The organism is uncultured Draconibacterium sp. (assembly GCF_913060805.1).
Lineage (GTDB): Bacteria > Bacteroidota > Bacteroidia > Bacteroidales > Prolixibacteraceae > Draconibacterium.
Genome location: NZ_CAJXTC010000017.1, coordinates 1 through 12752, shown reverse-complemented (window position 1 = coordinate 12752; position 12752 = coordinate 1). Strand labels below are relative to the sequence as shown.

At 41.4% G+C, this 12752-nt stretch carries 11 protein-coding genes; 6 read left to right on the top strand and 5 right to left on the bottom strand.

Going from position 1 to position 12752, the window contains the following annotated elements:
• Positions 1 to 26: 26 nt before the first annotated feature.
• On the bottom strand, positions 27 to 962 hold the full coding sequence (locus QZ576_RS11780; protein WP_297097372.1) for a glucosaminidase domain-containing protein: 936 nt from the start codon (positions 960 to 962) through the stop codon (positions 27 to 29).
• 216 nt (positions 963 to 1178) lie between these two features.
• Here QZ576_RS11780 and QZ576_RS11775 point away from each other — a divergent pair, with 216 nt between their 5' ends.
• On the top strand, positions 1179 to 1661 hold the full coding sequence (locus tag QZ576_RS11775; protein ID WP_297097370.1) for a cytidine deaminase: 483 nt from the start codon (positions 1179 to 1181) through the stop codon (positions 1659 to 1661).
• Positions 1662 to 1936: 275 nt separating this feature from the next.
• Here the strand turns inward: QZ576_RS11775 and QZ576_RS11770 are convergent, their stop codons facing one another.
• Both QZ576_RS11770 and panB read right to left on the bottom strand, forming a co-directional pair.
• Positions 1937 to 2644, bottom strand: a complete 708-nt coding sequence (locus QZ576_RS11770) for an RluA family pseudouridine synthase (protein WP_297097368.1) — start codon at positions 2642 to 2644, stop codon at positions 1937 to 1939.
• 113 nt (positions 2645 to 2757) lie between these two features.
• The gene (gene panB / locus QZ576_RS11765) at positions 2758 to 3573 is read right to left on the bottom strand and encodes a 3-methyl-2-oxobutanoate hydroxymethyltransferase (RefSeq protein WP_297097366.1); all 816 of its coding nucleotides are present in this window, start codon (positions 3571 to 3573) and stop codon (positions 2758 to 2760) included.
• A gap of 169 nt (positions 3574 to 3742) precedes the next feature.
• Between panB and QZ576_RS11760 the strand changes: the two genes are divergently transcribed.
• A complete protein-coding gene (locus QZ576_RS11760; RefSeq protein WP_297097364.1) occupies positions 3743 to 5089 on the top strand; it encodes a hypothetical protein in 1347 nt (448 codons plus the stop codon).
• Between the two features lie 3 nt (positions 5090 to 5092).
• Here the strand turns inward: QZ576_RS11760 and QZ576_RS11755 are convergent, their stop codons facing one another.
• Positions 5093 to 6202, bottom strand: coding sequence for a DUF5009 domain-containing protein (locus QZ576_RS11755; protein WP_297097362.1), 1110 nt, complete (start codon positions 6200 to 6202; stop codon positions 5093 to 5095).
• Between the two features lie 160 nt (positions 6203 to 6362).
• Here QZ576_RS11755 and QZ576_RS11750 point away from each other — a divergent pair, with 160 nt between their 5' ends.
• The 4 genes from QZ576_RS11750 (at position 6363) to QZ576_RS11735 (ending at position 12009) form a co-directional block, all read left to right on the top strand.
• Positions 6363 to 7754 (top strand): hypothetical protein, encoded by a 1392-nt coding sequence (locus QZ576_RS11750; RefSeq protein ID WP_297097360.1) that lies wholly within the window; start codon positions 6363 to 6365, stop codon positions 7752 to 7754.
• A 243-nt stretch (positions 7755 to 7997) separates the two neighbouring features.
• Positions 7998 to 9926 (top strand): molecular chaperone DnaK, encoded by a 1929-nt coding sequence (dnaK, locus tag QZ576_RS11745; protein WP_297097358.1) that lies wholly within the window; start codon positions 7998 to 8000, stop codon positions 9924 to 9926.
• Positions 9927 to 10168: 242 nt separating this feature from the next.
• On the top strand, positions 10169 to 10738 hold the full coding sequence (locus QZ576_RS11740) for a helix-turn-helix domain-containing protein (RefSeq protein ID WP_297097356.1): 570 nt from the start codon (positions 10169 to 10171) through the stop codon (positions 10736 to 10738).
• An 11-nt stretch (positions 10739 to 10749) separates the two neighbouring features.
• Positions 10750 to 12009, top strand: coding sequence for a site-specific integrase (locus QZ576_RS11735; RefSeq protein WP_297097354.1), 1260 nt, complete (start codon positions 10750 to 10752; stop codon positions 12007 to 12009).
• Positions 12010 to 12371: 362 nt separating this feature from the next.
• On the opposite strand, the gene QZ576_RS11730 is transcribed toward QZ576_RS11735, so the two are convergent.
• Positions 12372 to 12752: HipA domain-containing protein (locus QZ576_RS11730; protein WP_297097352.1), on the bottom strand; the 381-nt coding region annotated here is incomplete at its 5' end.

Here is a 12752-nt window from a genome sequence, read left to right as displayed (position 1 = left end):
GAATCAATCGGCACCAATCTCTGCGGCTACTTCTTCTTCCGCAGATAAATCACCTGACCCGGACGTGGCTGCTGACCTTTTTTCATGCTATTGCGGCGGTAAAGCGGATTTAATTTTATGCCATATAGTTGCGAAATGTAATGCATGGTTTCGCCTTCCTGCACGCGATGCGTAAGTTGGTCTTTGCCGGTTTTATTCTTTTTGTGCTGAATATAAACCACCTCGTTAGCAATCGGACGGTGTCCGGGTGGCTGATCGTTAAATTTATACAGCTCCCAGTCTTTTAATCCAAGCTCTTGTGCCAACATTTCGTAGGTGTCGCCCTTTTGGGCAACCACAGCTTTTACGCGGTTAATTTTGCTAACCTTGTGCGTATTGAATGGTGTAATGGTAAGTGCTCCCGTTTTATCGGTATTCAACACATTGTGGGCTGTCTGTCCATTCATCGGACTAAAAGTCATTTTCTTGTCGAGGCGGTGCAGTTTGTTCTCCTCAATAATTCGTATCAGTCGTTTGTCGTAATCATGAGCCGTTGCATAACCGGCTTTTTTTAATCCTTTTGCCCAGCTTTTGTAATCGGTATGATCGAGCATAAACAGCGAAGCATAACGCGGATTAGTCATTAGAAAGTCGGTATGATCTTCGTACGAATCCTTCACCGAGCGGTAACTTCTGAAACACTCGTTACGGCGGTCATCGTCGTAATATACTTTTTTCCCTTTCCAGCTACTTTTACATTTTATACCGAAGTGGTTGTTCGATTTTCGCGACAATTCGCTGTTGCCGTTTCCCGACTCCAGACAACCCTGTGCCATGGTAATACTGGCCGGTATTCCGCTGCGGTTCATCTCTTCAATAGCCACCAGTTGCCACTGCCTGATGTACTCATCGCGGGTAATGTTTTGAGAAATTGCGCTTGTGGCCAGTAAAATAAAAAAGGTAAAGGAAATTATGTGTCTCATGTTTCTGTTACAACGTTTGCTGATGCCAAAAATAAAATACCTCGGGGCATTTGCATATTAAAACCAAAGCATTTTATAAACAATGAAACGTGAGTAAGATGGCTTTATTGGATTTTGGTGAAAAGAAAGTTGATCTCCTGTTTCTGCATTATTGAAAATACATGCAGTCAACCGCCATTTAATATAAAATTGTACATTTGAGAAAAATACCCGTTTATGCGAAATAACGAAGTCACGATAAAGGTTTGCGAATACGATGCGGTGGAGGAATTACCCGAAAGCGACCAAAAATTGTTGCTGGCAGCACGCGAGGCCAGTAAAAATGCTTACGCGCCTTACTCAAAATTTTGTGTAGGTGCCGCGCTATTGCTCGAAAACGGCGAAGTAATTACCGGTAGCAACCAGGAGAATGCCGACTTTACAGATGGTATTTGCGCCGAGCGGGTAGCCTTGTTTTATGCCAACTCTACTTACCCCGATCAGGCCGTAAAAGCAATTGCCGTAACGGCAAAAAATTCGCATGGATTTCTGGAATTTCCGGCGCAACCCTGTGGCTCGTGCCGCCAGGTGTTAGTAGAAACCGAAACACGATACAATCAACCCATTCGTGTAATTCTCGATGGTAAAAAGCACATCCAGGTACTTGAAGGCGCCGATAATTTGCTGCCGTTTGCTTTTAAACCGAGCGATTTAGAGTAGTAACCAAGGCAAAAGTAAAAAGGCAAAAGTTGAGGATGGTATTACCGGACGAAATTGCGGTCGCAGCGTCGGAAGTAAAAGTTGAGAACAGCTGTCATCTCGATGAGGAACGAGGAGAGATCTGTTTCAGTTTTATAGAAAATCCGAATCTTTTACCACAGAGTTACACAAAGCCGAAAAACAAGATTGAATCATTGCTGCATTAAAGCATTTACAAACTTGCTCACTAAACCATCAATCTAATTCAATCTTTTTTCAATCTCCATCAATCCTTTCTAAATCTCCACAGGGCTAAATTTCCCGGCTTTAAAGATTTTCATAAACTCGTCCCACACCGGATCTTTTGGCGGATCGGCAACGATGGTTAAAGGAGTTTTTCGCACAGGGTGGATCAGCTCTGTCTGGCGTGCATGCAGGTGGATACCTTTGTTTTTGTTCGACCGCGGAGCACCGTATTTTAAATCGCCTTTAATGTGCAGGTTTAACTGGCGCAACTGCACCCTGATCTGGTGATGGCGCCCGGTATGGATTTCCACCTCCAGCAAATGATAACGATCGATGCTCGCCACATGGCGGTAGGTGAGGCTGGCAAATTTACAATCAGAACGCGGCTCGGTGTAGGCGTAACTCCTGTTCTTTTCCTGGTCTTTGCGCAGGTAATGCTCCAGCGTATCGGTGTATTTTGGGGGACGTTTATCCACCACTGCCCAATACACTTTTCGCATACCGTCTTTGGCTTGGAAAAGTTTGTTGAGCCGTGGCAGCACTTTACTGGTTTTGGCCAAAATAAGAATGCCGCTTGTTGGGCGGTCGAGGCGGTGCGGAAGGCCAAGGTAAACATTCCCCGGTTTGTTGTATTTCACCTTCAGGTAATGTTTCACCTTGTCCAAAACGGTTTCGTCGCCGGTTTTATCGCCCTGCACAACGTCGCCGCACGCCTTGTTTATTGCAATAATATGGTTGTCTTCGTATATTACTTCCATTCTCAGTGCTTGTTGTCATTTCGACGATCCCAAAACTTCGGGAGAGGAGAAATCTGTTTCTAAGATAAAGATTTCTCAGTCATTCTTTCTTCGAAATGACAGTAAGTTGAATCCTAATACTGTTCCTTATCGCTTGGGAAATCCTGCGATTTTACATCGTTAATATAATTTCCTACAGCACCTTTAATCTCGGCTGCAAGGTTGTGGTATCGGCGCAAAAAACGTGGCGAGAATTGTTGTGTAATTCCCAGCATATCGTGGATTACCAACACTTGCCCATCAACACCACCACCGGCACCAATCCCGATTACCGGAATCTTCAGCTCTTTGGCAACCTGTTCGCCAAGTGAAGCGGGAATTTTCTCGAGTACAATGGCAAAACAACCGGCTTCTTCCAGTAGTTTGGCGTCGCTGATTAGTTTTTCGGCTTCGGCTTCTTGTTTGGCGCGTACGGTGTAAGTTCCAAATTTATGAATCGACTGCGGCATTAATCCCAGGTGCCCCATCACCGGAATTCCGGCCGAAAGGATACGTTTTACCGATTCGATTACTTCTTCGCCACCTTCAAGTTTTACCGCGTCGGCGGCTGTTTCTTTCATAATGCGAATGGCCGAACTCAATGCTTCGCGCGAGTTGCCCTGGTAGGTTCCGAAAGGAAGGTCGACCACAACAAGCGCACGGTTTACGGCACGCACCACCGACGCCCCCATAAAGATCATCTCGTTAAGGGTGATAGGAAGCGTGGTTTCGTGGCCCGCCATTACGTTCGAGGCCGAATCGCCAACCAGAATAACATCCAATCCGGCTTCATCAACCAACTGTGCCATACTGTAATCGTAGGCTGTTAACATCGATATTTTTTCTCCACGCAATTTCATTTCCGATAAACGGTGCGTGGTAACTTTTCTGACTTCGCTATGTACTGACATGTCTGTTTGTATTCAAATTAGACAGCAAAATTAACCAATCCTTTCATTTTAACCCAAAAGCAGCCGTTTTTTCGTTTGCCAACGGCAGGTGCTTAACTTTTATTAACCGGTTTATGCACGTAGTTTTCAGAAGGTTTATTTTCTTTGTGGCTAATTTCAAAGTCGGAAAATGAGAAAACTAAATAGCGTATTCCCCAAAATTTGTTTGCTCCTTATTTTTGTTTTTACCGTGTTTGTTGCCGGGGCGCAGCAGCAGGAGATCAATAACGATGTGGTTTCGTTTAAAAAGCGCGAACTGAACTGGGGATTGATTTTGGGTGTGAGTAAAGAAACGGAAGAATTGTTAGGCGACGAAAGTCGTTTTGATGAAGATCGTACCTTACTGAATGGAAAATTCAGGATTGAAAATACTTACTGGAATTTGCTGGATTACAAACAGGAACGCCTGAATATGCGGTTCGAAGTTGGTCCGTATGGCGGTTATGGCGATTGGATCGACAGCTCGAAAGTGGAATACATTACTGCCGATCAGGATTTTTACGGCGTGCGAACTTCGGCGAATATCGATTATAGTTACCGTTTTTATTACGATACAAAAAGTTACACCGTAATTGATGTGAGTGCCTGGGGGCGTTACGAAGTTTTTAAGCAGAACCTGGATGGAACCAGCACTGACTCGCTGGGAGTTGTAACGCCGGTTGATGAAAGCGATACGAAAGACCGCCTGCGTTATGGTTTAGATGCAAAAGTTGGTTGGGGATCGGGACGATTGAGCCCGATGAACTATTTAATGACCGCGCACTACTTGTTGGAAAAATATTACCCTGGGCGTTTGTTTTCTGATTACGAAATTGCACAGTTTGCGCAGGTTATTGCCAATATAAAACACAATCGCGATTTTAAAGAAGGTCACGTTCCTGAAAAAGAAATGGAGCAAGTGGTAGATTTTATCCGCAGTACTTTTGTATTGGCGTCTCCTGAATCGATGGCTGCCGAATGGCATTTTGCCGAATTCGATCCGCGTTATCAGGGAAATCGTTTTGAGATTGGACCGCACTTTAAATATTACAACCAGGAACCCGATTTTCTGTTTGGAGGATATATTCAGCACGACAATGCCAAATATGTAAATGTAAAATGGAACCGTAATTTCTCGGCCGGACTGGTTTATAACCGTTACTCCAAAACGAATATGGAGTATATTGATGAGTACCTGACTAACTCGAACGTTAGCCGCGACTGGGCAACTGCAGAAATTAACCTCGGCTGGAGTTATTACCCCAACCTGAAAACGCAGTTCGATTTTGGAATGCGGTATGTGCCGGGTATTGAGCTAAACAATTTCGACGAAGTTGGTTCGTTAAGCAATAACTTTATTCCTTATGTGGCTTATTTCACGCAACTGAACAGCAAGTCGAGGGTAAAACTGAATGCTGCCTGGCGCATTGCCGATGGCGAACAGTTTGTTGTTCCCGGGCCGGAGTTTTCGTTGTCGATTTACCGTAGTAAATACTAACACCTAAACGCGCAGGAAAATCTTCTTTTTGTACATGTAATAAAGTAATCCCCAAATCAGCGCAAGTCCAAACAGCAGCATAAGGAATTGACCTGCGTCGCCCATTGGTTTGGTAGTCCATCCGAAGAAGAATTCGGTAATGAACTGCATATCAATAATGCGCACAAAAAGGTAAACGAAAATGGAGTTCATTCCGATTACGCGGAAATAGAATGCCCATCCGCGTATTTTCCAATGGTCGATGATAAGGAAAAACAAAGCCATCAGCAGAAAACTGATACCACCTGCAAGCATATTAAAGGTTGAAGTCCAGCATTTTTTAATAATGGGGTAGAAGGTTGTGAAGGCAAGTGCCAGAATAATTAGACCAACACCAGTGGCTGCCATGTAGCCAATTTTCTGCCAGTCGGTGGTTTTACGGTTTCGCAGAATGTTTCCGGCGATGGTGCCCATCAAGGTAATTCCGGTTGCCGAAAGACTACACAGGATTCCTTCAGGATCGAACGTGCCGCCGTATAATCGACCGGGTAAAAACAGCTGGTCGATGTAGCCGTTTATACAACCTTCGGGCGTAAGTACGCCGGCGCCAACTCCCGGAACAGGAATAAGCAACTGTATAATTCCGAACCCTGCAAGAATACCGGCCAGCCAGTAAATCCGGCTTTTAAACGAATGGAAATAAATAACAATAAGCGAAGCAAAAAAGTAACCGATCCCAATTTGCCCCAGCACACTGGCAATGCGGCCATCGGCAAATCCATTTTGGAAAGTACCGTTATACAGAATTCCGAGGATGATTAGAATAACCATCCGTTTCAGGGCTTTTAATGCCAGTCGTTTTTTAGGTACGTTTTTTTCAATTTTTGCTTTTATCGAAAATGGAATTGCAACCCCGGCAATAAACATAAAAAGCGGGAAGATCAGGTCTTCGAAATGAAAGCCTGCCCACTCGGCATGATGCATTTGGTGGCCCAGCCAGTCGGCACCAGTTAGTTGCGAAATGGCTGTTGCCAAAACGCCACCGCCGGTTATCCAAAACATATCAAATCCGCGAAGTACGTCTAACGATTGAAGTCTTTTTTGTGGTTCAGTTCGTAATGATTTAGTTGCCATGATGGATATTGTTTAGTCTTCTAAAAATAGTAAACATTCTGATTGATAAAACAGACGGTGAATTTATTTCAGTGTTTCATGGTATATAATATTTTGTATTTTGTTAAATGGCACAGTTGTTGCAAAACCACACATCATTACCATAAAAAATCAAAAAACCATGAAACGAATTTACCCTGTTATCGCATTTCTGTTTATCAGTTATTTTTCTTTCGCCCAGTACGAAAACTTTGATCTTTCGAAGTATAAGCTGCCGGAGATAAAGCGGCATCAGTTGGATTTTAATTTTAGGTACAATAGCGGCAACTATAATTATGACTATGATGAAACACCTGATCATTCGTATTTTGACTTGGATAATAATTTAAGATTGGATTACTCTTACGACAGGAATACGCCAAGAGTTCAATCGAATGGTTGGGGAAGCTTTTCTACTACGACGAATTTGGATCGGGAAAAGTATGAAGACAAAGAAAAAGTTAAAGATGACTATTCCAATTTTAGAATTGACGCTGGTTTCCAAAAACGTATCTATACCAATAATGATGACAGATGGTTTTTGTTATGGTCCCCAAACCTTAATGTAAGCAACTCTTTGAATCGAGATCAGGATTATTTGGATTACAACTATAATCTAATTGAAAAGTATAAGTCTCGTTATCTTACTTTTCAGCCAGGATTAAGTGTTGGTGGTGGATTTGGACGGATTGAACAGACTAGTGATGCAAGGAGAGCCATCTATATCGTTGAAGATTTGTATAAAAAGGATAAGTTGAACCGACTTCCGGATGAAGATGAACTTATCGTTATTGCCAACAAAGTGGCAGAACTTCGTAATCAACGATTTTTCGATGCACGATTACGGCATATTTACGAAATGGAAAGTTTGGATTCGTTGTTGAATACAATGAATTTGGTTTCGGATAATGATATGGGCTATTCTACTTCATTAAACGATATGTGGTCGTATGGTCACGAATCAAGGTATTCCGGAACGCGTATACAAGCAGAAGTTGGAGGTCGATTGGATTATCGTTTTGTAAAAGAAAAGACCGAAACTGATGATTATGACCACTCGACAATTACCATCGAAGATGATAATATTGATTATAACGAAAATTTTAATTTCAGTTTGGCGCTTGATTCATACAAACCGATTGGATTGAAATGGCAACGCTATTTTTTCGTTCATTTATATGCTAACAAATATTTTAACGATACCAATGTTAATGAATGGGCTGTAGATTTTAAAATCATTTCAGGAAGTATTAGTTATGGTTACGACTGGTTCTTTAATACCCGTACATATGCCTCATTTGGGGTGAAAGGACATTATTCGAGGTATGACTATGATGAAGAAGAGACGAATCACTATGATTCCAATAGTTTTAATCCAAGTGTCTCCGGAAGTTTGAATTACTATTTTTCACCCCGACTAAAGGCTAGTTTGCGAGTGCACTCTGATTATACCTGGAATCAGAATGAAAGTTCATCTTATAATAAGGTGTTTCGCTTCATTAGTAGTGCCAGTCTTAACTACGCCATCTTCTAAAACCAATTCAGCAGGTGACTTTAAATCGAACCAAAAAGTCACCTGCCGAATGATTTATCCTTATTCATTAATCCTTCATCGTTTATTTCTGTCGTTTTGTCACCACTTCTGACAGGATTTTTACTGTGGCGGGGCAATACCATGTCAGATTTTACATTCATTCGGCTGATTTTTCCATGGCACAATCATTGATTATTTCCTGACGTAAATTTTTGAAACAATAAAAACTTAAAAAATATAACAATGGGAAAAATTATCGGAATTGACTTAGGAACCACAAACTCTTGTGTTTCTGTAATGGAAGGTAACGAACCTGTAGTTATCCCTAACAGCGAGGGAAAACGTACAACACCTTCTATCGTTGCTTTCGTAGAAAACGGAGAACGCAAAGTTGGTGATCCTGCAAAACGTCAGGCAATCACTAACCCTACAAAAACTATCTTCTCGATTAAACGATTCATGGGAGAAACTTTTGATCAGGTATCAAAAGAAGTAAACCGTGTACCTTATAAAGTAGTAAAAGGCGATAACAACACTCCACGTGTTGAAATCGACGACAGAAAATATTCGCCACAGGAAATCTCGGCAATGACACTTCAGAAAATGAAGAAAACAGCTGAAGATTATCTTGGACAAGAAGTAACAGAAGCAGTAGTAACTGTGCCTGCATACTTTAGTGATTCACAGCGTCAGGCAACAAAAGAAGCCGGTGAGATTGCCGGATTAACCGTTCGTCGTATCATTAACGAACCTACAGCTGCATCGTTAGCTTACGGTTTGGACAAGATGGACAAAGACATGAAAATCGCGGTATTCGACCTTGGTGGTGGTACTTTCGATATTTCTATTTTGGAGTTGGGTGACGGTGTTTTCGAAGTAAAATCGACCGACGGTGATACGCACCTTGGTGGTGACGATTTCGACCAGGTAATTATCGACTGGTTGGCCGACGAGTTCAACAGCGAAGAAGGCATCGACCTGCGCAAAGATCCAATGGCATTACAACGTTTGAAAGAAGCTGCTGAGAAAGCAAAAATCGAATTGTCGAGCTCTTCTCAAACCGAGATCAACCTGCCATACATTATGCCGGTTAACGGTATTCCAAAACACTTGGTAAAAACATTGTCTCGTGCAAAATTCGAGCAATTGGCCGATACACTGATCAACGCTACAATTGAGCCATGTCGTAAGGCATTGAAAAATGCAGGTATGACAGCAAGCGATGTTGACGAAGTGATTCTTGTAGGTGGATCAACACGTATTCCTGCTATCCAGGAAAAAGTAAAAGCTTTCTTTGGTAAAGAAGCTTCAAAAGGTGTAAACCCTGATGAGGTGGTTGCAATTGGTGCAGCTATTCAGGGTGGTGTTTTAACCGGTGAAGTAAAAGACGTTCTTCTGCTTGACGTAACTCCGCTTTCATTGGGTATTGAAACCATGGGTGGTGTAATGACCAAGTTGATTGAGTCGAATACAACAATCCCGACTAAAAAATCGGAAACATTTACTACCGCTGCCGACAATCAGCCTTCAGTAGAAATTCATGTTCTGCAAGGTGAGCGTCCAATTGCATCGGGTAACAAAACTATCGGTCGTTTCCACTTAGACGGAATTCCACCGGCACCACGTGGTGTACCACAAGTTGAGGTAACTTTCGATATCGACGCAAACGGTATTCTGCACGTACACGCTAAAGATAAAGCAACAGGTAAATCGCAATCAATTCGTATCGAGGCTTCTTCAGGTCTTTCGGATGATGAGATCAACCGCATGAAATCGGAAGCTGAAGCAAACGCTGAAGCCGATAAGCAAGCAAAAGAAACTGCTGATAAAATCAACCAGGCTGACAGTTTGATCTTCCAGACTGAGAAGCAGTTGAAAGAGTACGGTGACAAATTGCCTGCAGATAAAAAAGGTCCGATCGAAGATGCATTGAAAAAGCTGAAAGAAGCACACGCTTCAAAAGATTTAGCTGCAATTGATGCTGCAATGAACGAGTTGAACACAGTATTCCAGGCCGCTTCGCAAGAGATGTACAACGCATCGCAAGCACAGGGTGGCGCTGAAGGTCCTCAGGGAGGTCCACAAGCCGATCCGAATGCCGGAGCACAAGGTGGCGACTCAAAAGGAGACGACGGTGAAGTAACCGACGTTGACTTTGAAGAAGTCAAATAGGGTACGATTATTAAGGATAATCAATAACTAGTAAAACGCAGTAAGTTTCTGACTTACTGCGTTTTTTGTTTGTAGTCACTTGGTATTGTTAACTTGTTTTTCATGTATTTTTAGCTTATATTCGTATCATATTTGTACCGCGCGCTATTTGACGTTAATGTGCACCTTAAACAGGCTTATTAGGTCTTAACGGGGCTTATTTATGCTTTTTTAGCTTGATGTAGTGCTAATTGATAAAATATATGGCAAAAAGTAAACTTAAAATACCCAAGATATGCGAGCAGTGTGGAAAGCCATTTGAAGCCAAAACCGTAGCAACCCGATTTTGCAGCCCTTACTGTGTAGATAAATCAGGAAGAGCAAAAAGAAGACGAGCTAAGGAGGCAATAGAAAAGCAAACATTGTTGGAAGAATCGATTAATAAGATAGCTGAGATCCAAACTCGGCCATTTATTTCGGTTTCGGAAGCTACAGTTCTTTTTGGTATATCAAAAGATACTATTCGTCGACTTATTAAAGCAGGGAAAATTCCAGCTTATAATTTAGGACAACGATTAACCAGAGTTAGTCGAGTACATATTGAGGCAATGTTTACAGCCGTAGACTTACCTGAAGCTCCTGATGAAAAGCCTGTTCGAATGCAATACGATAAAAGTGAGTGTTATAATATTGCCGAAGTATCAGAAAAGTTTGGAATATCTCCTTCAACCGTAAACAAAACGATTCGTAAATACAGCATTCCCCGAAGGCAGGTTGGAAAATATGTATATGTACCCAAAGAGCAAATTGAAGAGCTATTTTCAAAAAAATAAACTAATACCCCATGAAACAATTATCAAAAACTAAAGTAACCGTTAGACTTCGAAAGGCTGAAAATAGAAATGAGTGGTACATTTATTTAGAGAGTTATCCTGTATTTGTTCCAGGAAAGAAAACGCCTCAACGTATTCGGGAATACCTTAATAGGAGTGTAACTACAGTGGTATGGAATAAAAAGGGGAATGTTCGGATTAACACCAAGGGAATAAAGACCTACAAACCTAGACGCGATGATAATGGAATAATTATTTGTAAGAGTGAAGTTGACCATGAAAGCATGTTATATGCAGATGGCGTTCGTAAACTCCGACAGCGCGAATATGATCATGCGGATCTATACAATGATACGGAAAGCGCTCAAGTTGAACAAAAGGAACGATTGCAGCAGAATTTTATCGATTACTTTACCAAAGTAACTTATAAACGTCATTCAAATAGCTCGAAATCCATTTTGATAAATTGGGAGCGTTCCATTGAGTTCTTAAAACTTTATGCAGGAGATACACTTTTATTTTCAGAATTAGATTTAAACCTGGCCGAAGGTTTCAGACTTTTTCTCTTGTCAGCACCACGAGGGGGCAACAAAGGTGGTAAGCTATCTCATAATTCCGCATCTACCTACTTTTCTGTTTTTAAGGCAGCGCTTAAGCAGGCCTTTATTGATGGTTATCTCGCAAGTGATCTATCAGCTAAGATAAAAGGGATTCAGTGGCAGGAATCTCGTAGGGAATACTTAACCGTAGAGGAACTAAATAAACTTGTAGCTACTCCCTGTGAACGGGATGTTCTTAAAAGAGCTGCGCTTTTCTCTGCTCTAACAGGATTGAGGCTTATTGATATTCAGCAACTAAAATGGAATGAAATAATTGTTGATGGAGATCAAGCGCGATTACAATTTACACAACAGAAAACCAAAGGATTTGAGTATACTCCGATTTCAGAACAAGCCTTGCAGCTTTGCGGGGAAGTAGGAACGCCAGAGCAATTGGTCTTTGAAGATTTGCCGGGACCGGCATGGATTTCGCGGCCATTAAAAAATTGGATTGAAGCTGCAGGTATCAAAAAGAAGATCACGTTTCACAATTTCAGGCATACATTTGCAACCCTGCAATTATCAAGCGGTACAGATATCTATACAGTCAGTAAAATGCTTGGACATACGAATGTAAAAACCACTCAGATTTATGCAAAAGTGGTGGACGAGAAGAAAAACAAAGCAGCACAAGCCATAAAATTAGATGACATCAAAAACTTGGATAAATAGTTTCAATGTTTCATTTAGCTCATACGGTTCATTTTATTAAAGTTTTAGAATACTTTTCAGATAATCAATTTTTAATTCATGCTTTTTGAGTTTGTGTTCTGAAAAGTCTAAAAAAAGCGAAACCGGAATAATCACATTATTACTTTACTAAAATGCAAAAACGAGTAGTAGGACTACTCAATAAATGCCAAAATTAAAGAGTTTGATACATTCTTTCAATTTCTTAAAGTTACTTCTGCTCCATTATCAACAAGGTCTGAAAAGTTACCTGTATCAGATCTGGTACAGCTAGTGGTACAGGTACTGATATCGGAAGAATTATGATGACTCAATTGTAGATGCTTTACTACTGAATATATAAGTTAGTCCCTGATTTTATTCAGTACTTTCTGAATAGTTTGGATGTTGTTTTTTGAAATCCCAATTTCTTTGGCAATGGACGGCCACTGGTTTATCGCATCTTGAACTTCTTCAATAATTAGATCGGCTTTTTTAAATCCAAAATGATCGGCCAGCTTCAAAAGATCCTTTCGTCCTGGATTCCGACTTTCTCCAGCTATCATGGTGCTGTGAAATCCGTAGGCGGAGTTCGAAAATGTCAGGTCGTAAGCCGGGGCAAATTGCCATTCTGCTTTTGCGTTCATCAGGAAAGAGAAATTTTTGCTGTGATCGTCGCGATTGTGAGAGTAAACATTGAATGCGGCTAACCTGAAAACTTTTTTATAGGCATTTACATGTTTTTC